This is a genomic window from Clostridiales bacterium FE2011 (assembly GCA_017569305.1).
Classification (GTDB): domain Bacteria; phylum Bacillota; class Clostridia; order Christensenellales; family Aristaeellaceae; genus Aristaeella.
Genome location: CP069418.1, coordinates 1736347 through 1761720 on the forward strand (window position 1 = coordinate 1736347; position 25374 = coordinate 1761720).

Genomic DNA, 25374 nt, shown 5'->3' on the forward strand with positions numbered 1-25374 from the left:
CTGTTTAAGACCAATGAAGAAGAACGTTGAGGTGAACCATTCATGACCGTGTATCGCCGCCGTCTCCTGTGCCTTGCGCTGGTGCTGAGTATGCTGCTCACGCTGATCCCTGCCGCAACAGGAAGCCGGAACTCTGCCTATGCGGAAGCGGATCGCAAGGGAATCACGCTGGATAAGGTCAACATGCGCTATGGCGCAGGTTCCGACCAGAAGATTGCCTTTACTCTGCCGGCCAACCATGTCTGTACCATTCTGGATACCAAAACGGTCCAGAATGTACTTTGGTACAAGGTGGAAACCATCGATCCTGCCCGGAAGAACAGCAATAAATACACGGGCTATATCCACGGGGACTTTTTCCGTGAGCTGACTGCCGAAGAGGTTGCACAATACAACACCACCGGCAATTCCGCCACCCCCACGCCTGTCCCCGTTGCCAACGGAGATACTCCTACCCCTACGCCGACGCCCGTTCCCGCCGCCGGAAACGTTGACCTGCCTGCCATTGCCGGATCCATCGGTTCCGTTACCGCAGGCGGCACCAACCTGCGTGAAGGCCCCGGCACCGGCTATCACAGCATCACCCGCCTGGACCGCAACACCCAGGTGGAACTGCTGACCATCCCCTCCATCCGCGGAGGCGGCGCCAATACGTTCTATAAAGTCAAATACGGCAATGATGTCGGCTATATCATGAGCGACTTCATTTCCATTCTCAGCGGCGGCCCACAGAACGGGACTTCTGTTGTGGTCACCCCGGTTCCGGCTTCCGCCGTTTCCGCCGCGACCCCGGCTCCCAACACCACCGCCTATACCCATGTGAAACTCACCCTGTCCAGCTGCCACCTGCGCGTCAGCCCGGACGGCGACTATGATCCGAATAATGACTGGACGGGAAAGGGAACCGTCCTGCTGCTGGCCGGCAATCCCGTTAAGAAGGGAAGCTACACCTGGTATCCGGTCTCCAAGGACGGCAAAACCTACTACGTCCGGAATGACTGTGTGCAGCCTTATACCGACAAGGACGGCACCGCGGTGACGCCCACTCCCGCGCCTGCCACCGCCACGCCGGTTCCTGCCACCGTGACCGCGACTCCCATCCCCAATGACACCCAGTACGGTATGGTGCAGCTGATTCTGACCAGCTGCCACCTGCGCACCAGCCCCGACGGCTCCTATGACGCGGCAAACGACTGGGAAGGCCGTGGCAGCGTACTGATGCTGACCGGCGATCCCGTAACCAAGGGAAAATACAGCTGGTATCCCGTCCGCAAGGATGGCAAAACCTATTACGTACGGAGTGACTGCGTCCAGCCCCTTGCCAGCATCACCGCGACGCCCGCGGCTGTGACTGCCACCCCCGCACCGGATGCCGTAACGGCCACGCCGGCACCCAACGCCGCGACCGCCACACCGGTGCCCGCCAATGTGACCTATACCCACGTCCGTCTGATCCTGACCAGCGCCCACCTGCGGAGCGCCCCGGACGGATCCTATGATTCAGATAACGACTGGGTCGGTCTGGGCAGCACCCTGCCCCTGGCCGGAAGCGCCGTAAAACAGGGCGGCTATAACTGGTACCCGGTCACCAAGGGCGGAAAGAAGTACTACGTCCGTGAGGACTGCGTACAGCCTTATGTTGACGGCAATGCCAGCACCCCCACCGCGGTTCCGGAACCCACCGCCACCATTAATCCCAACGGGATCGGCTGGGTGAAAACCACAAAGGGCGGCGTAAACCTCCGGGCCACCATCGGCGGCACCACCATCAAGCAGCTGAAGAAAGGCGTTACCCTGCCTTACCTGCTGGAGCCGGTCCAGAAAAACGGCTACACCTGGTACTTCGTCCAGGACGGCAATAACCGGGGCTATCTCCGCAGCGACGTTGTCACCGTTGTCAATGCCCCTGCAACCACGCCTACGCCGACTCCCGCCGCGGACGGTTCAACTCCCGGTCCCACAGCCGTGACGCCGACTGAAACGCCTGCTACCGGCTACCTGAAGACCAATTCCGGCGGCGTGAACCTGCGGAAGAAGGCCGGTTATACCGACACCATCGGCCGGGTGGACAAGAACGTTGTCCTGCCTTACTACGGAGAACCGACCAAGGTGAAGGGCGTCAACTGGTACTATGTCAAGCACCCGACCCTGGGCTACGGATACCTGCACGGAACCTATATCAACCTGTGCAATGCGGACGGTTCCGCTCTCGCGACGCCGACTCCCGCCCCCACCAACACCCCGGCGCCCGGCACAACCGCCGCGCCCGCCAATAACAACCAGACCGAAGCCAGCTATAACACCCTGAAGACCGGTTCCACCGGCGACGCCGTGAAGAACCTGGTAACCGAACTGAAGAACCAGGGATATTACACCGGCTCTGTCACCAGCAAGTACACCACCGCGGTTGCAGACGCCGTCAAGGCCTTCCAGAAGGCCAAGGGCCTGACCGTGGACGGTATTGCCGGCGCTGCCACCCAGCACAAGCTCTTCAACACCGTGCCGGTAGGCTACGCAAACCTCGAAAACCTGACCATGACCCTGTACCCGGCTGAAAAGATCGACTGGTACACCGGCGGCATCAATGAGCTGTGGGCCACAGGCAGCAACTACAAGGTTTATGACGTGAAGACCGGTATCGTCTGGTGGGCGCACCGCTGGTCCGGCGGATCCCACGTTGACGCGGAACCGCTGACCGCCGCCGATACCGCACGGCTGTGCAGGTGCTACGGCGTATCCAACAGCCAGCAGATCGCGGACAAGAACCTGTATCAGCGCCGCCCGCTGCTGGTCACCATCGGCTCCAGAACCTTCGCCTGCTCGCTGTATGGCGTACCGCATAACTATCCGGAAGGCGACACCATCAGCGACAACGACTTCAAGGGCCAGCTGTGTATCCACTTTACCAACAGTAAGACCCACAGCAGTAAAAAGGTGGACAGCGGTCACGAGCAGGCCATCCAGTATGCCTGGGAGCATGCTCCGAACGGACACAAGTAATTAATTCAGAATTATGAATTCAGAATTCAGAATTAATGGTTAGCTTTATACAAAAGGACAGGCCTTATATGGCCTGTCCTTTTGTGATATAATGCTGGTATTGTTAAGTGAGGTGAGATCGTGGCTAAGGTCAAGAGCACATATGCGTGTACCGCGTGCGGCTATGAAAGCCCCCGCTGGGTCGGACGCTGCCCCGGCTGCGGCGCCTGGAACACCCTGGAGGAAAGCCTTCAGGCCGTTCCGGAAAAGGCTGCCGGAAAAATCGCCGCAAACCAGCGGCCCGGCACCGGCGCAAAGCCCATGTCTCTGAAGGACATTCCGGAGGATACTTCCGTCCGGACGGGAACCGGCATCAGTGAGCTGGACAGGGTTCTGGGCGGCGGAATCGTTGAGGGCGGCCTGATCCTCATCGGCGGTGATCCCGGCATCGGCAAAAGCACCCTGCTCCTGCAGGTTTGCGACCATCTGGCAAAAAGCGGGAAGCGTACGCTGTATGTCAGCGGCGAGGAATCCGCCCGGCAGATCAAACTGCGCGCTGCCCGGCTGGGGATCGAAAGCGATCTGTATGTGCTGGCAGAAAACGCCCTGGACGCCATCGAGGAAAAGATCCGGGAGCTGCAGCCTGACACGGCGGTCATCGACAGTATCCAGACCATGTACCGGCCGGAAATGGCCAGTGCCCCCGGCAGCGTCAGCCAGATCCGGGAATGCACCAGCCTGATCATGCGCCTGTGCAAGGAAACCGGAACCAGCGTGTTCCTGGTCGGCCACGTGACCAAGGACGGCGCCATCGCCGGACCCCGGATGCTGGAACACATGGTGGATGTGGTATTATACTTTGAAGGCGACCGGCAGCAGGATTACCGGCTGCTCCGGGCGGTCAAGAACCGCTTCGGCTCCGTGAATGAGCTGGGCGTGTTCCGGATGACCGGCCAGGGAATGCAGGTTGTGGAAAACCCCAGCGAGGAGCTGCTGAGCCTTCGGGCCAAGGGCGCCAGCGGAAGCACCGTCTTCTGTGGCATGGAAGGCAGCCGTCCGCTGCTGTGCGACGTCCAGGCCCTGACCAGTCCCACCTTCTACGGTACGCCCCGCCGCGCGGTAAACGGCGCGGACAGCGGCCGTGTCGCGATGCTCCTGGCTGTGCTGGAAAAGCGCGCCAACCAGCGGACCTATAATCAGGATGTATATATCAATGTGGCCGGCGGCCTGGAACTGAGCGAACCGGCAGCAGACCTGGCCCTGTGCGTGGCCGTTGCCTCCAGCCTGAAGGATAAGCCGGTCGGCCCTGAAATCGCCGTGATGGGCGAGGTTGGCCTGGCCGGGGAGGTTCGCACCATTCCCCAGTGTGACCGCCGGATTGCCGAGTGTGCCCGCCTGGGCTTCACCACCATCGTTGTTCCGCGGTCCAACGCCCGCCGGATCAATCTTCCTGAAAACGTCAAGGTCGTGGGAGTGGATACCGTCGCCCAGGCGATGAGCGTAATCTTCTGATGTCTGAAAGACATCAGAAGGAAGTATGAGGTAGGAGGTAGGAAGTAGGAGGTATTATTCACCCGATCTTCCGCTATCGTATATATCATTCTGAATTATGAATTAATACATACACTGTGAGGTAATCTATGCGATCTAAAGGTATGGAAAAACTACTGCGGGTACTGCTGGTGCTGCTGGGCATCGGCGTGGGACTTGCCGCGGCACAGCTCGGCCTGGCCCTCTTCCGGCTGAGCCATCAGAATGCGGATATCCCCGCCTGGGTTCCCGTGGCCTCCTATACGGGCATGGGCGTGCTGGGCGGCCTGATTCTCCTGCTGCTGTGTCCCCGGATTATCCGCCGGGTGAGCACCCTTTCCATGGAGATGCAGAAGGAATTTGACAAGATGCCCGCCAACCAGCTGCTGAGCGCCATTATCGGCCTGATCCTCGGCCTGATTGTGGCAGCGCTCCTGCGGCAGATGCTGTCCTTCTTCGGAAACGGCGTGGCCGGCGCGGCCCTGACCGCCATCCTGTACCTGACCCTCGGCGCCCTGGGCTACAACATGGGGAAACGGCGCAGCCGGGAATTCATCACCATGATCACCCGCCTGTCCGGCGCCCGGGAAAAGAGCAAAATCCGGAAGCACGGCTATGCTTCCCGGAAGTACGTGGATACCAGCGCAATCATTGACGGCCGGATCCTGGAAATTGCAAAAACCGGTTTTATAGAAGGGGAGTTTATCATTCCCCAGTTTGTGGTGGATGAGATTCAGCACGTAGCCGATTCCTCGGATGATACCCGTCGGGAACGGGGCAAGCGGGGACTGGAAATCCTGCGGGAGATGCGGGACAGCCTGAAACAGCTTGTGATCGATCCGGCGGATATTGAGGAACTGCAGGATGTGGACGTGAAGCTGCTCCGGCAGGCCCGGGACTGCGGCGGAACGGTCATCACCGTAGACTATAACCTGCAGAAGGCCGCCGCAGTCAGCGGCGTAAAGAGCCTGAACGTGAATGAGCTGGCGGATGCCCTTCGTCCCGCGGTTGTCCAGGGAATGGAGCTCCGGGTTCACATTTCCCGGGAAGGCAAGGAAGCCGGCCAGGGCGTTGCCTATCTGGAAGACGGCACCATGATTGTCATTGAAAACGGCAAAGCCCTCATCGGGGAAGACGCAGACATCGTCGTTACCAGCGTCCTCCAGACCTCCGCCGGCCGTATGATCTTCGCCCGTCTGAAATAATCTTCTGTAAAAACTCAGGGAGTGTGCATCAGCACACTCCCTTTTATAGTACTTTTCATATTCGCCGTAAGGCGGATATTTCACATTGAGCCGCTGGCGGCTCAATACTTCACAAATCAGCGAAGCTGATTTATTTCATGTTTGCCGAAGGCAAACATTTCATTTACCTGCTAACCGCAATCAGCCTGCCTTTTACTTCAGGATGTCGCTGGTCACTTCGTCTTCGTACTGTCTTGTATACAGCCGGTAGTACGGTCCCTTTGCCGCCATCAGTTCCTTATGGTTTCCCTGCTCCACAATCTTGCCGTCCTTCACCACCAGGATCAGATCGGCGTTCTTGACAGTGGACAGCCGGTGGGCAATTACCAGGGAGGTCCGGCCCTTGATCACTTCGTCGATTGCGGACTGGATCTTCTGCTCGGTCAGGGTATCCACGGAAGCCGTGGCTTCATCCAGCACCAGGATCCGGGGATCGGCCAGGATCGCACGGGCAAAGGAGATCAGCTGTTTCTCACCGGTGGAGAGCAGATCGCCGCCCTCACCCACGTCTGTATCGATGCCCTTGTCCATCTTGGCAACCACCTGATCGGCGGAGACCAGCTTCAGGGCCCGGTCAATCTCTTCCTCTGTGGCATTGGGATTGCCATACAGCAGGTTTTCCCGGATTGTTCCGGAGAACAGGTGCGGCGTCTGCAGCACATAGCCGATGGCGCTGTGAAGCCAGAGCTGGCTCCGGTCCCGGGCGTCCTTTCCGTCAATCAGCACCCGGCCCTCTGTGGGCTCAAAGAAGCGGCAGACCAGGTTCACCAGGGTGCTCTTGCCCGCGCCGGTTTCGCCCACAATGGCGATATTGCTGCCGAAGGGGATCTTCAGGCTGAAGTGTTCCAGGACATTCTCGTCTCCGTCCGGATAACGGAAGGTCACGTCTTCAAACTCGATATCCCCGCGGATGGGTTCCCAGTTTTCCTTCTTCGGATTGAAGGAATCGCCATACTTTTCAATGACTTCCGGTGTATCAGTCACGTCGGACTTCGTACCCAGCAGCCTTGTCAGCCGCTCAATGTTCACCTGGGTGGTGATCACGTCCGAGATCGCGTCCACGATCCAGCGGACAGGTTCCATCATGCCCTGGGCATAGGTCATGAACATGGAGAAGGTACCGACCTCGGAAGCAGCAATGAAGCCGCCCTGCCACAGCACGATGGACAGCGCCATCGAGGAGGCGAGGTGCATGGTCACGGCAAAGGCGCCGCGCAGGCGGGCCGCCCGGACCGAGGTGCTGCGGTATTCCTCCGTGTCAGCCACGAAATCCTTCTCCATCCGTTCCTCAATCGTCAGGGTTTTGATGGTCTTCGCGCCGGTGATTGCCTCGTTGAAGTCTCCGGTGATCCGGGAGTTCAGTTCCCGGATATGCCGGTTGGCATGGATCAGCTTCTTCTGGAACAGGGAGTAGAGAATCACGATCAGGGGCAGGATGGTAATGACCATCAGGGCCAGCCGGGTATTCACCGCAAGCATGACCGCCACCGCGCCGATCAGGTAGCTCGTATGCCAGACACAATCCATAAAGGTCCAGGAGACCAGGCCGCCGATGCGGGAAGTATCCGACATCACGCGGGAATGGATCCAGCCGACGCTGTTCTGGTTGAAATAGGAGAAGGACAGCGTCTGAAGATGGTTGAACGCGGCTGCCCGCAGGTCCCGGTTGACGGAAACCTCAGTCGTCATGGCGCCCTTACAGGCAATAAAGGTCGCGCTGGATGCAAAAACAATGCAGAATATGTAGATCGCAATGAACAGTGGAAGGGTATCCAGCGTCCCCTTGGCAATGAAATGGTCCAGGGCGTAACGCTGGAACAGGGGCACGGCAATATCCATACCGGTTCCGATCAGGCCGCAGATCAGCATTGCCAGCAGCGTTTTCTTATACTTTTTCACATAGGGAAGGATCCGCGGAACGCCGAAAAAGGGCAGGGACACCGCATCCTTCCTGATGCTTTCGGTGGCTTGCGTCATACCGCATTCACCTCCTTCTTTTCAGTTGTTTCCGTATCGGACGACAGTCCCTGAATCTCCATGATCCGGCGGTACAGGCCGTCCTGTTTGCTCAGCTCCGCAGGCGTTCCCAGCTGGCTGACCCTGCCGTGATCCAGCACCAGCACCTGATCCGCCTTGGAAAGGGTTGTGATCCGGTGGGAGATCAGGATAATGGTCGCCGAGCCGAAGCGCTTCTCCAGCGCGCTGCGGATCTTCGCGTCGGTTTCCGTGTCCACCGCGGACAGGGAGTCGTCAAAAATCATGATAGGGGTAGGCCGGGTCAGCATCCGGGCAATCGCCGCCCGCTGCTTCTGACCGCCGGACAGGGTCACGCCCCGCTCACCCACAAAGGTGTCATAGCCCTTGGTAAAGGCCTGGACCGTTTCCTCCAGGCAGGCTGCCCGCACCGCGGCGGCCAGCTCCTCGTCCCCGAGATCCCGGACGGCAATACCCAGGTTATCCCGCAGGGTACGGGAAAACAGATAGGGCTCCTGCAGCACGATGCCGATGTTGCCGCGCAGGTGTTCCAGCGCGATCTTCGAGATATCCGTGCCGCCGATGGTGATTCTGCCGCAGTCCCCGGGCAGGGGATACAGCCGGTCCAGCAGGTACATCAGGGTGCTCTTGCCTGAACCGGTGCCGCCGAGAATACCCAGCGTGGTACCGGAGGGAATGGTCAGGCTCACGTCATGGAGCATTTCCTTGCTTCCCTCATAGGCGAAGGTCACATGATCGAAGCAGATGTCTCCGTCCATGGGCGGCTTCAGCGCGCCTTCCGGATCCTTCTCTTCTTCCGCATCCATGATATAGCCGATACGGTCGATCCCCACGCCGGCCTTGGACATTTCGCTGATCATCCGGCCCAGCTGGCGCACAGGCCAGACCAGCATTCCGTTGTAGCTGATAAAGGCAATATATTCGCCGCTGGTGATATTTCCCTTCAGGCAGAAGAGCACACCGAAGACAACCACCAGCATAATCTGGAGGCCGGAGAGGACGTCCGATGAGGACCAGAAGAAGCTCATCAGCCGGCCCAGGTGCACCCACAGGGAGGTGTAGTATTCATTATGCTTTTCAAACCGGTCCCGTTCATACCGTTCCCGGCCGAAGGCACGAACCACCCGGACGCCGGTCAGATTTTCCTGCGCCATGGCGGAAAGCTTGCCCTCATTCTCGTCACAGTCTTCAAATCCCTTACGGAACTTCCTGTGGAAAAAGAGGGAATATCCGATTACCACCGGCAGGGGAATCATGGCGATGAGCGCCATCTTTCCGTTCATGGAGAACATGAAGCTCAGACTCAGCACCAGCAGGATGCCGATCCGGATCAGGTTCGTCATCTGCTCCGAGATAAAGTTCCGGGTGGTTTCAATGTCGCTGGTACACCGCTGGATCACATCCCCGGTGTGATTGCTCATATGCCACTGGAAGGGGAGCCGCTCAATATGGCTGAAAAGCGTATCCCGCATGGTTTTGACCAGCCGCTCGCTGGCCTTGGCGTTGGATACACGGAATTCATACCGTGCCGCCGCGCAGACCGCGGCCACGGCCAGCACCGCCATCGCCATGATCCACATCCGCTGGCGGAGCGCTTCCGTACCGCCCAGGGATGCCAGCAGGCTCTGCACCGGCTGCGCCAGGTCTTCCGTCCCTTTGCCGCCGATGACGTTATCAATGGTAATCTTGATGATCTGCGGGATGATCATTTCCGTAAACGCGGAAACCGCCGCACAGATCATACACAGGATGAATAATGCCTTGCTTCCCTTTAAAAACCGCCAGATCAGTTTACCCCGGCCCTTCCGGGGCTGAATATGATCCTGCGTCTGTATCTTATCCATATAAAAAATGTCTCCTTACAGTCAGTAATCGTGGTATCCGTTTCTCTGACCCGAAGAAGGCAAAAAAACTGCCCGCTGTCGGTTCTCCGACAGCGGGCATGATTTTCGCAACTACTGTATCTCGCAGATCCCTTCATTCATACCGGATAACCTGATGTCATCCTGAATGATAGGCAGGATCCTTGAACTGAATGAATTATTTCAGTTCAGCGAAGTACTTGATGGTGCGGACCATCTGGCTGGTGTAGCTGTTCTCATTGTCGTACCAGGAAACGACCTGCACCTGATAGGTGTCTTCGTCGATCTGGTTAACCATGGTCTGGTTGGCATCGAACAGGGAGCCATAGGTCATGCCGATGATATCGGAGGAAACGAGTTTCTCGGTGGTGTAGCCGAAGGATTCGGAGCTCTGAGCCTTCATGGCTGCGTTGATAGCTTCCTTGGTCACGTCCTTGCCCTTCACGACGGCCACGAGGATCGTGGTGGAGCCGGTGGGGACGGGCACGCGCTGGGCAGAGCCGATCAGCTTGCCGTTCAGCTCGGGGATAACCAGGCCGATGGCCTTGGCAGCACCGGTGCTGTTGGGAACGATGTTGGCGGCGCCGGCACGGGCACGCTGCACGTCACCCTTGCGCTGCGGACCGTCCAGGATCATCTGGTCGCCGGTGTAGGCGTGAACGGTGGTCATGATACCAGCCTGGATCGGGAAAGCATCATTCAGAGCCTTGGTCATGGGAGCCAGGCAGTTGGTGGTGCAGCTGGCAGCGGAGATGACCGTGTCTTCGGGCTTCAGGGTCTTGTGGTTAACGTTGTAAACGATGGTGGGCAGGTCGTTACCAGCGGGAGCGGAGATAACAACCTTCTTGGCGCCGGCTTCGATATGAGCGGAAGCCTTTTCCTTGGAGGTGTAGAAGCCGGTGCACTCCAGCACGACGTCTACGCCCAGCTCGCCCCAGGGGCACTCTTTGGCATCCTTGATAGCGTAGATGATGATCTCTTTGCCATCAACGATGATAGAATTTTCAGTCGCTTCGACGGTGTGCTTGTTCTCACCGATGCGGCCGCAGTAGCTGCCCTGAGCGGTATCGTACTTCAGCAGGTGAGCCAGCATTGCGGGGCTGGTCAGGTCGTTGATCGCAACGACATCATAACCAGGAGCGCCGAACATCTGACGGAACGCAAGACGGCCGATACGACCGAAGCCATTAATCGCAACTTTAACTGCCATGGAAAAACCCTCCTCTAAGTTAGTCGCTTTATGCAATATATTAGGTCCGCATGGTATTGTACCTGTTTTTCCCTTGTTTTGCAACATGTTTTTTCGTTTTCTGTTTGTTTTGGCAGCGCTTTCAGCACAGATTTTACAATCGTTTCGGGCATTTGTGAAAAATGGGCGGGAAACGTTGAAAAAACCTCAAATTTCTTGACTTACAGCCCCTGGAATGATATCCTTTAAGCTACGGTAAGTCCGTACATATTTATTTATGGATAGTTTATGGAGGAGGTCTGTACCCATGATGGAAAACATCCCCGTCATCAAGCTGGGACTCGTCGCCGTCAGCCGCGACTGTTTCCCCATCGCGCTGAGCGAAAAGCGCCGTGCCGCCATCGCTGAAAAGTGCGGCCAGAAGAAACTGGATTTCGTTGAAATCAAAACCACCGTTGAGAATGAAAAAGACATGCTCAAGGCTGTGGAAGAACTCAACGCCGCCGGCTGCAACGCTGCCTGCGTGTTCCTGGGCAACTTCGGCCCTGAAACCCCTGAAACCCTGATCGCCCGTTACTTCGACGGTCCCGTGATGTTCGTGGCTGCTGCTGAAGGCGACGGAGACATGATCAATGGCCGCGGCGACGCATACTGCGGTATGCTGAACTGCTCCTACAACCTGGGTATGCGCCACCTGAAGGGCTATATCCCGGAATACCCCGTGGGCACCGCCGGAGAACTGGCCGACAAGATCGCCGAGTTCATCCCGATCGCCCGCGTGATCGTCGGACTGAAGAATCTGAAGATCATCACCTTCGGACCCCGTCCCCAGGACTTCTTCGCCTGCAACGCTCCCATCAAGGGACTGTATGAGCTGGGCATCGAAATCGAAGAGAACAGCGAACTGGACCTGCTGGTCAGCTACAAAGAGCACGCCGGTGACAAGCGCATTCCCGCCGTCTGCGAAGACATGGCCAAGGAAATGGGCGAAGGCAAATACTATAGCGATATGCTCGAGCGCATGGCTCAGTTTGAACTGACCCTGCTCGACTGGGCGGAAGCCCACAAGGGCGCCCGGAAGTATGTGGCCTTTGCTGACAAGTGCTGGCCCGCCTTCCCGTCCCAGTTCGGCTTCGAGCCCTGCTACGTCAACAGCCGTCTGGCTTCCCGCGGCATCCCGGTCTCCTGCGAAGTGGACATCTACGGCTGCCTGAGCGAGTACATCGGTGCCTGCCTGACCGGCGACGCCGTGACCCTGCTGGACATCAACAACAGCGTTCCGGAATACATCTACGACAAAGACATCAAGGGCAAGTTCGACTACGAACTGCATGACACCTTCATGGGCTTCCACTGCGGCAACACCCCCAGCTGCAAGATGTGCGACAGCCGCGCTATCAAGTATCAGCTGATCCAGCATCGTCTGCTGGAGCCCGAAGGAAGCGAACCGGACTTCACCCGCGGCACGCTGGAAGGCGACATCGCCGCCGGCCCCATCACCTTCTATCGCCTGCAGTGCGACAGCGAAGGCGAAGTTCGTGCCTACCTAGCTGAAGGCGAAGTGCTGCCCGTAGCTACCCAGTCCTTCGGCGGCATCGGTATCTTTGCCATCAAGGAAATGGGCCGCTTCTACCGCCACGTGCTGGTGCAGAAGCGCTATCCGCATCACGGCGCTGTTGCGTTCGCTCACTGCGGAAAGCTCCTGTTCGAAGTGTTCAAGTACCTGGGCGTGAAGGACATCGCCTGGAACCAGCCCAAGAATCTGCCCTATCCCACCGAGAATCCCTGGGCATAATTCTCAAAAGCCTTTCTGAGGGCCGCCGTCAGGCGGTCCTCTTCTTTTTTGCATATGATCCCTATTTCTGTATCAGATCTTCCCGGATTTTCCATTCCAGTGGGGATTGAGTATCAATTTTAGCTAATTTGGAGACAAAATTATGTCTCTTCGTGGAGATAACAGGGGCAGAATTTGACAATAGTGGGAAACGGTGTTAAACTCATGCTCAGCTAGGTTCGCTGCCTATTGTCCTCAGGCGGCTTTTAGATAGATGATTTGTCTTACACACCCTTTAGCCGGAAAGACGAAGGATGCTATTTGCAATGCCGTGGAGGTGCGCGTCTGCGTGGAGCACAATCTGTTAATTACCCATTATTACCACAGCGGTTTTTCCGTCGCGAGTGAACGGACGCTTGTGGTCTTTGACTATTGGCGCGGAGAGAACGGTGAACTGAAGCCAGACAGGCAGATCACCACCGAACAGCTCAGGCAGTATGAGAACGTATTTGTATTCATCAGCCATGAGCATGTTGATCACCTGGATCCGATCGTTTTCACCTGGAGTGAAGCCGGAAACGTGACCTATATTGTCTCCTCAGATATGCCCGTGGGCACCCGCGGCAAGCGGATGGCACCGGGGGACACCCTGAAGCTGTCTGAGGAGCTTACTGTAACCGCTTTTGATTCCACAGACCTTGGCGTCAGTTTTCTGACGGAGTTCTGCGGTATCCGGATCTTCCACGCGGGGGACCTGAATTTCTGGCACTGGCGGGAAGAATCCACCATGCAGGAGATCGAAGAAGCGGACGCTGAGTTCCGCAAGGCCGTCAAACCGCTTGAACAGCAGAAGATCGACGTGGCCTTCTTCCCGGTTGATCCCCGGCAGGGTGCCATGTTTGAGGCCGGTGCAAACTATTTCATCCTCAGCGCCAAGCCCCGGATCCTGATCCCGATGCATTATTTCCGTCGCGCGGACACCGCCCTGGATTATGCCCGTACAGCCAGCTGCAGGACAACAGAAGTCATCGCCCTTCCCGGATACGGAGACAGGCTCCGGATCCAGGCGGATGAAGATCATTACCTGAACGTCTCCTTCCCCTCGGATGAAAACGCCGGAGAAACGGATGAGAACGCCCCGGCAGACGGCTCGGAACTGCCCCTTGATGAAGGAGATACCATGCTGTCGGAAGACGATCCTTTCCTGGAGAGCGATCTTCCCCTTGCATCCCTTGCGGAAGAGGATGATCAGGACCCTGAAGCCGAATGATTTTACAGCTTTGAGCTTGTTTTCCACAAGTTATCCACAGTTTTCCCAAGCCTGTTCATTAATAACACCGATCCATGAAAGTGTTGATTTTCCTCACTTTTCCGGATCGGTGTTTTTTGATGTCCAATGATATAAGGCTTTGCAGGTTGTGGATAACCTGTGTAAATTGTGTATAAGGATCCGGGAGTCGTTTCCAGATCTTTACAGCCTGTAAGCTTTATCCACAGACAGGGCATAAAGCCAGCTCTCCCGGACCGGTTTACCGGTCAGTTCCCGCAGTGCGACAGCATACCACTCAAGCTGGGGACGATACTCCTCCATAAACTCTTCTTCATTTTCGATATGGTCCGTTTTGTAGTCCAGCAGGATCCATCCGTCGCCTTCCCGGAAGGCACAGTCGATCATTCCCTGCACAATCATACCTCGTTCCTGCACATACAGGTTGAAATCCCATTCCCTGTGGACTTCCGGACTGGCCAGCATCCGTTTCCCGATTTCGGAAGCAAAAAACCTGCTGATAATTTCCGGACGGATCCACGCCGCTTCTTCCGGTGTAAATACCTGTTCACTGACCAGCCTGTCCCTTACAGCGATCAGCTGTTCAGCATCCGTTCCGCCCTCCTGCCTCATGGCATCCAGGTTCACAAGGGACAGGAAACGGTGGATTACCGTACCCCTGGCCGCGCCTCCCGCTTCCTTTACAGGATCCATAAACGATGGCCTGCTGCCCGTCTCATACTTCCGGAGCATCCGCTCCACATAATCCGGCGTCCGCTTCTCTTCCGGCGTCTGTTCCTCATCCTCCAGGAAGATACGGTTACGTGCATTCCGGAGCAATGCTGTGACGGAGTATTTTTTCAACCGGTTTTCGTCTTCCGGAAGCAAATTTTGATCAGAATCATTCTTCCACAGTTCATCCACAGGCGGTGCAGAAAGTAAGGTTTCAACCCATGATTTCAGGTTGTGGATAACTTCAGGTCTTTCCACAGTTTTCTGTTGAATACTATCAAAAATCCTTATTTTATAAGGCTTTGAAGCCTGTGCAAAGCTTGTGGATTTCTTGTCGTCATCCATCAGTGCAGGCATAATCAGATCCAGGTAATCTGAGGCAGCCAGCGTTCTGTGGTCCCCGGGAAGCATGTACCAGATCGGCCGGTCAGTATCCGTTCCGACCAGGAACAATTTTTCCTGTGCCCGGGTGATTGCCACATAGAGAAGACAAATTTTTTCCGCTTTCACGTCATGGTCTTTTTTCCATGTGAAGATTTCATCGGCAGCCGTTTTCCGGCACAGGCGCCACTCCGGAACCTTGTAGCGCAGGCACAGGCCCAGCTCCTCGTCCAGCTGGACGCGTTCTCCGGCTCTGCCCTTCAGGCCCTTATCCAGCCCCAGGCAGAACACAACCGGAAACTGCAGGCCTTTTGATTTATGCATAGTCATAATCCGGACCAGGTCATCGTCATTCCCCAAAGCCGAAGCGGCCTGCATTTCACCGCCGGACGCCTGCTCAGACAGGAAGTTCAGGAAATCCCTCAAGCTGTATATGCCATGATCCGCTGCCTGCTCCGCCTGAAGACAGAGGCTTCTGAGGTTCTTTTTGGCAGCATTTCCGTGATCCGACGCTCCGTAAATTGCGCACAGGAGCGTATCCTCCAGCAGATACCAGAGAAAATCTGAAAGCTGTGTCCGCGGTGCCAGGAAACGCCAGCCCTCCAGCTTTTCCTTTACCTCCCGGCATTTCATTCCCAGCGGGCTCTTTTCTTCCGACATCATCTCAAAGGCCTGCCAGAACGGCTTCTTTTTGCCGGTATACTTCAGGCGGATATGACTCAGTTCTTCTTCCGTAAAGTCAAAGGGCGGATTCACCAGAGCGGTCAGCAGGGGAAGATCCAGATGGGGATTATCCACCAACATCAGCAGGTTGCGGAAAACGATTACTTCCTGCTGTTCAAAGAAGCCGCCTTTTCCATCAAAGAAGACAGGAATGCCCCGTTCCTTCAGCAGATCCGTCAGTTTCGGTCCGTCGGTGCTGACCTCCGGCATCAGGATCATCATATCCTTATATCTGTACTTCTTTTCCTCAGTCATTTGCCGGATCTGTTCCGCCGTATGATTCGCGACAGCTTCCAGTCGTGTCTGCTCCTCGCCCACATTCAGCAGATCCACCATCACGGGTACATGACCTTCACAGTCAGTGCGGCCGGCCCGCAGCTCATCCGACGGCGCATATTCAAGGTCCGCAGCCTCTTTCCGCATGACGTCCCGGAAAATGATATTGGCTGTTTCCAGGACTTCCGGACGGGAACGGAAGTTTTCCTGCAGGAAAATACACTCTCCCGCGTCCGGTCCCTGATCCGTAATCCGGGAAAGAAACAGCTTCGGATTGGCCTGGCGGAATCGATAGATGCTCTGCTTTACATCCCCGACCATAAACAGGGTATTTTTTTCTCCGGCCAGCGCCTGGATCAAAGCATCCTGGACAGAGGAAACGTCCTGGCATTCATCCACAAATATCCGCTGATAACGGCTCCGGACCGATTCCCTGACTGTTTCGTCCTGAAGAATTGCCAGGGCTTTATGTTCCAGATCGGTAAAATCCAGCACACAGGCTCGGGCTTTATTCTTTTCATAGGCCAGATGGGTTTCTTCCGTAATTCTCGCAAGGCCTCGCAGGGAATTTCGGATTTCCGTAAACTCCCTTGTGATTTTCTCATGATCCGGCAGAATCCAGGTTTGCAGTTCGCTGCAGATATCCTTCAGCTGTTTCCGGTAATTCTGGTACCGTTCTTTCCAGTCAATCTCCCGGTCATTCAGGTTTCTCAGAACCGGAGCTTTGCAGAAACCTTTTTCCAGTTCGTCACGGCTGATATCTTCTCCGTCTCTCCAGCGGCAAAGCGTCTCCACCCGTTTCTGATCCTCAATAAAGACAGGACGGTAAGCTTCCTGTTTTTCATATTCATCAAACATATCCGCCTGCTGCCTCAGGATAATCTGAAGCCGCAGGATTTTTTCATTGACCATCCGGGATACCGTCCGGAACCAGGGATGATCCCGGTCCACATACAGCGGAACGTCCTCAGCCTTCGTTTTCAGCCAGCCGAAGGGATCAGGAAGACTCATAATAAAGCCCCAGACCGTTGTGACAATTGTCCTGGCTTCTCCCGGTTCATACTGCCGGATGAAGGACAGGTAATCTGCATCTTCTTCATCCCTCAGTTTGTTGCATGCCTGGCGGAAAGCATCCGCGAACAACTGTTCCCGCTGGGCGCCGGTACTGATCTGGAAGAAAGGATCCACTCCGACAATCTGGAACTCCTGCCGGATCAGATGCTGGCAGAAGGCATGGATCGTGCAGATTTCCATGGCAGACGCTTTTTCCGCAGCTGAAGCTATGATCGGATCCTTTCTTTCCGCCAGCAGCCGTTTCCGGATCTTTTCCTTCATTTCCGCGGCAGCAGCGTTGGTAAAGGTAATCACCAGAAAAGAAAAAGGGTCTGCTCCTTCCCGGATCAGCCTCACAATTCTTTCAATCATGACAGCAGTTTTACCGCTGCCGGCCGCAGCGGAACAGATCAGCTTCTGCGAAGAGGAACTGATCACCCTTTGCTGGTCTTCTGTCCACATCATAAAATCTCCGATTTTATAATTCAGAATTCAGAATTAAGAATTCAGAATTATATATACTGTGTCCTCATGACATTGGTTTCATCTGTTCCCTGCAACCTTTATTATTAAACCAGTTTACCTTATTGTTTCACGTGAAACAATATCATCTATAACCTACTTTTACCTAAATCTGTTGTGTAGCCAATTGTCGAGTTTTATAACATCCTGGTTATATCCTTATAGATCAATGATTCATGCTGAATGTTTCACGTGAAACATTCAGCTGTATATATACAAACCATAATATATAAGTATCGTAAACATTTAATTCTGAATTCTGAATTCTGAATTCTGAATTTCTTCTACCTTTGCCTCGCCTGCGTCAGCTGAAACCATCCACATCTTATCCACTTTTTCACAGTCCACGTCATCCCGGTCAGCACAGGTGATAAAAGTCTGGAAGGAGCTGATTTCACCGATCAGGCAGGCCCGGCGTTTCCGGTCCAGTTCGCTCATCACGTCATCCAGGAGGAGTACCGGCTCTTCGCCGCTCTGATCCCTCAGGATCTGCATCTGGGATAATTTCATGCTTAGAGCGGCTGTCCGGATCTGTCCCTGGCTGGCAAACTGTTTCATCTGGTTCTTATTCAGCGTCAGGATCAGGTCATCCCTGTGTGGACCGACAGAAGTAAATCCCATCCGGATATCGTCCTCCCTGTTTTCCCTGAAGAGGCGGCAGAGGACTTCCTCTATTTCTGTTTCTTCCTTTACAGAGGAATGATATGCCAGACGGAAAATCTCATCTGTATCCGAAACCCGCTGATATGTTTCCCGTGCGCATTCAGATAAGAGCGAAACGATTCTCCTCCTTTCACGGATAATCACCGCTGCAGGAGCAGCCATTGTTTCCTCAAAAGCTGAAAGCATGGAAGTATCAGCATAGGAGTTTGCCCGCAGGTTCCGGATCAGGGCATTCCGCTGATCCATGCAGGTCCGGTATTGCTGGAGGGCAATGAAATATCCCCTGTTGATCTGGCTGATCATCATATCCAGGTACCGTCTCCGCAGGGACGGTCCTTCCTTGATCAATCCGAGATCTTCAGGTGAAAAGATGACGCAGCGCAGGCAGCCCATCATATCGGAAAACTTCGCAATCTTTTTTCCGTCCAGCAGGATGGACTTTTTCTGTGTTTCATCAGGATGAAAGCGTACGGCGATTTCACGCTGGCCTAATGAATTGCGGATGGAGACAGAAGAAAGAGCAAACGCTTCACCGTTTTTGACCGCGTTGGCATCATTTGAAATCCGGTGAGAACGGCCCAGTGAGCAATAGTGAATCGCTTCCAGCAGATTCGTCTTGCCGGATCCGTTCCTTCCGAAATACAGATTGACGCCGGGATGGGGGTGAAGTGTCAGCTCGCTGTAATTTCTGAAGTTTTTCAGTTTCAGTTCTTCTATCAGCATCTTTTTTAAAACAGAAAACGGCATGATCCGGAATCCGGACAGCCGTTTTCAGATGATATCCTTTATCTTACTGGAAAACACGTACCGGCAGAATCAGGTAGAGATAGTCATTGCCCTTCTGAGGAACAACCACACAGGGGCTGACGCTGGAATTGAATTTCATGCACAGCTCCTCATCCGGAACATTCCTGATCACATCCGTAATGTATCTTGCATTGAAAGCAATATCAATGGGTTCACCGTTCAGGGAAGCTTCCATTTCTTCTTCCACATCACCCAGTTCAGCATTGGAAGAAATTTTCAGGACGTCATCACGGAAGCTCATCTTGATCAGGTTATTTTTTCCTTCACGGGCCATCAGGCTTGCGCGTTCAATAGCGTCCTGGACGTTGCTCTTGTTTGCCAGCGCTTCCGTCTTGAAATCAGAAGGCAGAATGCGGCGGTAATCAATATATTCACCGGCCAGCAGAACACTGGACAGGCGGATATTGCCAAAGGTGCACTGCATTCTTCCCTTATCCACCAGCAGCGTGCAGAACGCATCATCATCCGGAAGAATCTTGGTCAGTTCATTCAGTACCTTACCGGGAATGACGGCGCTGACCACGTCAACGCCTGCCGGCAGTTCAAAGGGCTGGAACAGCTTATACATTGCCAGCCGGAATCCATCCAGCGCAACCAGCCGGGCTTCACTGCGGTTCACTTCCAGCAGGCTGCCGGTCAGGATCTGTCGGCTTTCATCTGTGGCAATAGCGAAAACCACATGGGAAATCATATCCTTAAACTTGTTCTGCTGGATTTTTACGGCAGAACCGGTTTTCATCGGATTAATTTCCGGATATTCAGCCGGATTCATCACAGCCAGGGAGCTGCGGTTCTTCATGCAGCGAATGGTAGCTGAACGATGATCCTGCTCCGTGATTGTCACGGTACCGGAAGGCATCTTACGGATCATTTCCGTAAAAATCCTGCCGGGCAGCACCGTCTGGCCTTCTTCCTGCACGGAAGCGGCATTGGTGTATTCAATGGTCAGCGACCCGTCGGAACAGGTCATCATAACACGGTTCTCTTCAGCTGAGATCAGCACACCTTCCAGGATTTGTTTTGCCGGACGGGGGGACAGTGCTCTGGTGACAATGTTGAGTCCTTCAAGCAGGTCCTGAGAGTTCATGGATAGGATCATTTCGGTTCAACCTCTTTCGTCTGAAAACGCGGAATGCTCTTAATTATATAAGAACAAGTCGTTGTAGTAATAGAACATGTGAAAACTGTGGAGAACACGGCAAAAGAATGAAATAATTCATTTGCTGCGGTGGAAAAAATGTGAATATGCATACCGGTTATCAACAGGATTCCTGTTATATTTCCATATCAGCTCATGCAAATCCTTCTTTTTGGGAAGGATCAGGAAAGAGCGGAAAGGGATAACCGGATCCGGTGAATGAAAACGGAGTGGAAACCGGTTCAGTAATCCACAGTTTTCAGTGAATTCACCGGGTTGGGGAAAAGCGGATGTGGAAACCGGGAAGCCTTTATTTTTCAGACAAAACAGAGGCGTTCCTCACAAAATAATCCACAGCGGAACCCAGGGTAAGCAGCACGACAATGCCGGCTAAAACCGCCAGCGGCCAGCATTCATAAACGGAAAGATTCAGGATCAGCATGGCGCTGATCAGGATCATCTGGCAGGCGGTTTTCCACTTGCCAAGCGGTCCGGCGGCGATCACGTTTCCTTTGGTGACGGCAACCATCCGCAGTCCGTCCACTGCCAGTTCCCGGCAGAGAATGATGATCACGATCCAGGCAGGCATCATCTTCAGGTAAACCAGCATAATCAGGGTGGTCAGGACAAGAAGTTTATCTGCCACGGGATCAATGAATTTACCGAAATCCGTCACAAGGTTCCGTTTCCGGGCAATTTTTCCATCCAGGAAATCTGTCAGGCAGCCGATAATGAACAGCACCGCTGCAATGATCCGGCAGGTATCAGACGGAAAATGAAGCAGCGTTACAATGGCGGGAATACAGAGTACCCGGGCAACGCTCAGTTTATTCGGAAGGTTCAAAGCATTTTACCTCTCAAGTCATATTCTTCAGCGGAGAGGATCCTGACGGGAATGAACTGTCCGGGCTGGGGACGGGCTTCTCCGCAGGAAACATAAATTTCTCCGTCTGTTTCGGGAGCTTCACGGCAGCTGCGGCCCAGGACATTGCCCCGGCCGTCCGTATCGGTCACCAGCACCTGTTCCACAGAACCGACCCTGGCCAGGTTGCGCTTCAGGGATATCTTCTGTTGCAGGGTCATCAGGCGGTCCAGCCGCTCCTGCTTGATTTCTTCAGGAATCTGGTCAGGCATTTTCGCGGCGGGGGTTCCTTCTTCCGGTGAATAAGCGAAAGCGCCCAGCCGGTCAAATTCAGTTTCTTCCACAAAGTCCAGCAGTTCACGGAACTGGTCTTCCGTTTCACCGGGGAATCCGACAATCAGGGAAGTTCTCAGCGTCAGGTTTCTTTCCCGGGCGCCGCGGACGCAGCGGAGGATATCCTCCCGTGTTCCCCGGCGGTGCATGCGGTGAAGCAGGTCAGCATTGATATGCTGCACCGGAATATCCAGGTAGGGACAGACGTTGTCTGTTTCCGCCAGAACGTCCAGCAGGGCGTCGTTTGTTTCATCCGGATAGCAGTAAAGCACCCGGAGCCAGTCCACCCCGTCAATGGCGGCAGCTTTTCGCATCAGGTCGGGAAGAGTGGTATGGGGATGGTTTTCCGTTCCGTAACGGGTGGTATCCTGGGCCACCAGGATGTGCTCCCGGACGCCGGAATCTGCCAGGGAGGTGATTTCCCGGAGAATCGCCTTTTCATCCCGGCTGCGGTAAGGTCCGCGGATCATCGGAATGGCGCAGAAGGTGCAGCGGTTGGAGCAGCCTTCACCGATCCGGATGTAAGCGGAATATCCCGGTGTGGTCAGGACCCGGTCATGCTCATAATAACTGAAGTCGTCATTGCAAAGGCAGGGACGTTCAGCACCAAGCGCCTTTTCAATGGCAGCCGGAAGCTCCGCGTACTGATTGACACCCAGCAGTACGTCAATTTCCGGAATGTCCTTCAGCAGGTCCCCGGAATAACGCTGGCTGAGACAGCCGGTTACAACCAGGACCTTGCAGCGGCCGGTTGTTTTATATTCCGCCATATCCAGGATGGTATTGACGGATTCTTCCTTGGCAGGGTCAATGAACCCGCAGGTGTTCACCAGCAGGATATCCGCTTCCGCCGGATCACTTGTGATCACAAAGCCCTTATCCTTCAGCAAACCGAGCGCTGTTTCCGTGTCAACCCGGTTCTTGTTGCAGCCGAGGGAAATCGCTCCGACAGAATAGGCCATGAAACGCCCTTCCTCTCTCATAAACATGGATGTATACAGATGAAAGTATACCATGTTTCAGGCGGTTTGAAAAGGAATGGACAGGAAAGCGCGGGATCAACTATAATGAAGAAACTGAATGAGGATATGAAGGGAGGAACCTTCTTGAAGGATATCTTTCTGCTGGTGGACGGAAACAGCCTGATGCACCGTGCTTTCCATGCTCTTCCGGTCATGGACGCGGACGGGATTTATACCAATGCGGTGTACGGCTTTTTAAGCATGCTGCTCAAGGTGATCAAAGAGGAAAACGTGCAGTACCTGGCGGTTTGCTTTGATGAACACGGCCCGACCTTCCGTCATACAGTGTATGCGGATTACAAAGCCGGACGGAAGGAGACGCCTCCGGAACTGCGGCAGCAGTTCGGCACCATCCTGTCCCTGCTGGATGATATGGGAATCCGCCGTTTCTCCCTGCAGGGCTGGGAGGCGGATGACTTGCTGGGAACGCTGAGCCTGAAAGGTGCTGCGGCCGGCGCGACGCCCCTGCTGCTGACCGGTGACCGGGACGCCCTGCAGCTGGTGGGCGGCGGAACGGAGCTGATGTTCACCCGCAAGGGCATTTCAGAAACCATCCGTTTTACTCCCTCAAAAGTATATGAAGAATACGGTTTTACCCCGGAACAGGTGACGGACTGGAAAGGCCTGGCGGGGGACTCCAGCGACAATATTCCCGGTGTGCCGGGCGTCGGCGACAAGACCGCGGTAAAACTGCTGCAGGAATACGGCACCCTGGAAAAGGTGCTGGAAAACGCGGATAAGGTGAAGGGCAAGCTGGGTGAAAAGCTGGCGGCTTATGCGGACCAGGCCCGCTTCAGCAAGGAGCTGGCAACAATCCGCCGGGACGCGCCGGTGGAATTCACCCTCAGCTCCTGTGTCCTGCCGGATCTGAGAAAAGGCATTCCGGCATTGGCGAAGCTGAAGCTGAACAGCATCATCAAACGGCTGGACAGTGAGGGAAAAGGCGGGGAAACCGAAGAGAAGAAAGGTCCGGAAGCATTGGCTTTTGAACCGGCGGTCTCCCTTGAGTCCGTATCCGGTATTGCCGCCTGGCTGGATGAGACAAAGGCAGCGGGACCGCTGTGCGTATATGTATCGGAAATGGCGGTTTCTCTGGCCCGGGAGGGCGGTAAACGCGCGGAAATCAGCCTCGGCGGCGACCTGCTGAATCCCGGGATGGATCCGGCGGAAGTGCTGGGCGTGCTGGCAGGGGAGCTGAAAAAGGGAGAAGCAATCGTTCATGACGGCAAGACGCTGCTGCACCTGCTGGACCGCTGCGGCCTGGAAGGGCCGGAAAGCTTCGGTTGGGATACGATGCTGGCGGCTTACCTGCTGAATCCGCAGGAAAAAAGCTACCGGCTGGGCGCCCTGTGTCCCGATCTGCCGGAGGACGCGGGTACGCTTTGTTCCCTGGCGGTATGGCAGAAAAACCGGGTGGAAGAAGACGGCATGACACGGCTGATGAAGGAAATCGAGCAGCCGCTGAGCTTCGTGCTGTTCCGGATGGAACAGGCAGGATTTACCGTCAACACGGAATTCCTGCGGGATCTGGGAAACAAGTATACGGCGGAGATTGACGAAAAGCGGGAGCAGGTGATCGCGGCCGCGGGTCATCCCTTTAACCTGAACAGCACCCAGCAGCTTGGCGAGGTGCTGTTTGAGGAGATGAATCTCCCCCATGGAAAGAAAACTTCCAAGGGATATTCCACCTCGGTGGAGGTGCTGGAAGGCCTGCGCTTTGACGCGCCGGAGATTATTGAGCCGCTGCTGCGCTACCGCCAGCTGACCAAGCTGAACAGTACCTATGTGGAAGGACTCCTGCGGCTGGTGGACGGAAAGGGCCGGGTGCATTCCACCTTTGACCAGACAGCCACCGCCACGGGAAGGATTTCCTCTTCGGAACCGAACCTCCAGAATATTCCCGTCCGGACGGAGGAAGGAAAGGAAATCCGGGAAGCGTTCCTGCCCCGGGAAGGCTGGGTGCTGCTGGACGCGGACTACAGCCAGATCGAACTGCGGCTGATGGCCCATTTCTCCGGGGATCCGGCGCTGATTGACGCCTTCCGCAAGGGAGAGGATATTCACGCGCGGACAGCCAGCGAAATCTTTGACGTTCCGCCGGAATGGGTGACGCCGGAGCTGCGCAGCCGGGCAAAAGCGGTGAACTTCGGCCTGATCTACGGCATCAGCGGTTTCGGCCTGAGCCGGAATACCGGTGTCAGCCGCAAAGAGGCCGCGGCATTTATTGAAAAATACTTCCAGACTTATCCGGGTGTGAAGCGCTTCATGGATCGTACGGCGTCGGAAGGAGCCGACCGGGGCTATGCGGAGACGCTGATGGGCCGGCGCCGTTATCTGCCGGAACTGCGTTCTCCCAAGGCGCCGATCCGGGAGTTCGGAAAGCGGGCGGCCATGAATACGCCGGTCCAGGGAACGGCTGCGGATATCATCAAGCTGGCCATGGTCCGGATTGACCGGGCGCTGCGGGAAGCGGGGCTGAAAAGCCGGCTGATCCTCCAGGTACACGACGAACTGCTGCTGGAGTGCCCGCCGGAGGAGGCGAAACAGGCGGCGGCACTGCTGCGGGAAGCCATGGAGGACGCCATTGAACTGCAGGTTCCGCTGGTGGCGGAGGTGCACGAAGGCGAGAACTGGGCTTGCGCAAAATAAGCTGAAACCGTTGAAGTAATTGACATATTCGGATAAAGATGATACATTGTGTTCCGTTCCCGTGAGAGACCGGAGAGTGAGGAAGGAGACGCAGGAAAATGCTTGAGTTTAAATTCGATACCCAGCTTCTGATCGAGGGAAAAGACCTGGATGAGGACGCAATTAACGATTACTTCACCACCCATTTCAAGGGTGACTGCCTGCTGGCTGTGGGCGATGATGAACTGATCAAGATTCACTACCATACCAATGAGCCCTGGCAGGTGCTGGAATACTGTGCCAGCCTCGGTGAAATCTACGACATCGTTGTGGAGAACATGGAACGGCAGGAGCAGGGCCTGAAGGGCTGAGCATTTTGATTGATAAAGTACGG

Annotated in this window: 16 protein-coding genes; 8 read left to right on the forward strand and 8 right to left on the reverse strand. The window is 55.3% G+C overall.

Annotated features, from left to right (window positions below; translation table 11 throughout):
- Nucleotides 1–42: 42 nt before the first annotated feature.
- The 3 genes from JRC49_07960 (at nucleotide 43) to JRC49_07970 (ending at nucleotide 5714) form a co-directional block, all read left to right on the forward strand.
- Nucleotides 43–3000, forward strand: a complete 2958-nt coding sequence (locus JRC49_07960) for an SH3 domain-containing protein (protein QTE72715.1) — start codon at nucleotides 43–45, stop codon at nucleotides 2998–3000.
- A gap of 120 nt (nucleotides 3001–3120) precedes the next feature.
- On the forward strand, nucleotides 3121–4491 hold the full coding sequence (gene radA, locus JRC49_07965; protein ID QTE72716.1) for a DNA repair protein RadA: 1371 nt from the start codon (nucleotides 3121–3123) through the stop codon (nucleotides 4489–4491).
- 143 nt (nucleotides 4492–4634) lie between these two features.
- The gene (locus JRC49_07970; protein QTE72717.1) at nucleotides 4635–5714 is read left to right on the forward strand and encodes a TRAM domain-containing protein; all 1080 of its coding nucleotides are present in this window, start codon (nucleotides 4635–4637) and stop codon (nucleotides 5712–5714) included.
- Between the two features lie 192 nt (nucleotides 5715–5906).
- On the opposite strand, the gene JRC49_07975 is transcribed toward JRC49_07970, so the two are convergent.
- From JRC49_07975 to gap, 3 genes are all read right to left on the reverse strand, one after another.
- Nucleotides 5907–7730, reverse strand: a complete 1824-nt coding sequence (locus JRC49_07975) for an ABC transporter ATP-binding protein (GenBank protein ID QTE72718.1) — start codon at nucleotides 7728–7730, stop codon at nucleotides 5907–5909.
- Nucleotides 7727–9565, reverse strand: coding sequence for an ABC transporter ATP-binding protein (locus JRC49_07980; GenBank protein ID QTE72841.1), 1839 nt, complete (start codon nucleotides 9563–9565; stop codon nucleotides 7727–7729). The genes JRC49_07975 and JRC49_07980 overlap by 4 nt, the downstream gene beginning before the upstream one ends.
- A 223-nt stretch (nucleotides 9566–9788) precedes the next feature.
- Nucleotides 9789–10820: a type I glyceraldehyde-3-phosphate dehydrogenase gene (gene gap / locus JRC49_07985; GenBank protein QTE72719.1), complete on the reverse strand. Its 1032-nt coding sequence runs from the start codon at nucleotides 10818–10820 to the stop codon at nucleotides 9789–9791.
- Here gap and JRC49_07990 point away from each other — a divergent pair.
- The 3 genes from JRC49_07990 to JRC49_08000 all read left to right on the forward strand — a co-directional run bounded on the left by JRC49_07990 (nucleotide 10819) and on the right by JRC49_08000 (nucleotide 13843).
- Nucleotides 10819–11019: a hypothetical protein gene (locus JRC49_07990; GenBank protein ID QTE72720.1), complete on the forward strand. Its 201-nt coding sequence runs from the start codon at nucleotides 10819–10821 to the stop codon at nucleotides 11017–11019. The two genes, gap and JRC49_07990, sit on opposite strands and share 2 nt — an antisense overlap.
- 90 nt (nucleotides 11020–11109) lie before the next feature.
- The gene (locus tag JRC49_07995; GenBank protein QTE72842.1) at nucleotides 11110–12594 is read left to right on the forward strand and encodes a fucose isomerase; all 1485 of its coding nucleotides are present in this window, start codon (nucleotides 11110–11112) and stop codon (nucleotides 12592–12594) included.
- A gap of 253 nt (nucleotides 12595–12847) precedes the next feature.
- Nucleotides 12848–13843, forward strand: a complete 996-nt coding sequence (locus tag JRC49_08000; GenBank protein QTE72721.1) for an MBL fold metallo-hydrolase — start codon at nucleotides 12848–12850, stop codon at nucleotides 13841–13843.
- A gap of 201 nt (nucleotides 13844–14044) precedes the next feature.
- Here the strand turns inward: JRC49_08000 and JRC49_08005 are convergent, their stop codons facing one another.
- From JRC49_08005 to rimO, 5 genes are all read right to left on the reverse strand, one after another.
- Nucleotides 14045–17470 carry a UvrD-helicase domain-containing protein gene (locus JRC49_08005; GenBank protein QTE72722.1) on the reverse strand — a complete coding sequence of 1142 codons (3426 nt, stop codon included), beginning with the start codon at nucleotides 17468–17470 and terminating at the stop codon, nucleotides 14045–14047.
- Between the two features lie 303 nt (nucleotides 17471–17773).
- Complete coding sequence (gene recF, locus JRC49_08010) at nucleotides 17774–18913, reverse strand: DNA replication/repair protein RecF (GenBank protein ID QTE72723.1); 1140 nt, start codon at nucleotides 18911–18913, stop codon at nucleotides 17774–17776.
- A gap of 67 nt (nucleotides 18914–18980) precedes the next feature.
- On the reverse strand, nucleotides 18981–20084 hold the full coding sequence (dnaN, locus tag JRC49_08015) for a DNA polymerase III subunit beta (GenBank protein ID QTE72724.1): 1104 nt from the start codon (nucleotides 20082–20084) through the stop codon (nucleotides 18981–18983).
- A gap of 361 nt (nucleotides 20085–20445) precedes the next feature.
- Nucleotides 20446–20979, reverse strand: coding sequence for a CDP-diacylglycerol--glycerol-3-phosphate 3-phosphatidyltransferase (pgsA, locus tag JRC49_08020; GenBank protein QTE72725.1), 534 nt, complete (start codon nucleotides 20977–20979; stop codon nucleotides 20446–20448).
- Nucleotides 20976–22292: a 30S ribosomal protein S12 methylthiotransferase RimO gene (gene rimO, locus JRC49_08025; GenBank protein QTE72726.1), complete on the reverse strand. Its 1317-nt coding sequence runs from the start codon at nucleotides 22290–22292 to the stop codon at nucleotides 20976–20978. The genes pgsA and rimO overlap by 4 nt, the downstream gene beginning before the upstream one ends.
- Nucleotides 22293–22436: 144 nt before the next feature.
- Here rimO and polA point away from each other — a divergent pair, with 144 nt between their 5' ends.
- Both polA and JRC49_08035 read left to right on the forward strand, forming a co-directional pair.
- Entirely contained in the window at nucleotides 22437–25001 is a 2565-nt protein-coding gene (polA, locus tag JRC49_08030) for a DNA polymerase I (GenBank protein ID QTE72727.1), read from the forward strand.
- Between the two features lie 98 nt (nucleotides 25002–25099).
- Nucleotides 25100–25351, forward strand: coding sequence for a kinase to dihydroxyacetone kinase (locus JRC49_08035; GenBank protein ID QTE72728.1), 252 nt, complete (start codon nucleotides 25100–25102; stop codon nucleotides 25349–25351).
- The last annotated feature ends 23 nt before the right edge of the window (nucleotides 25352–25374 follow it).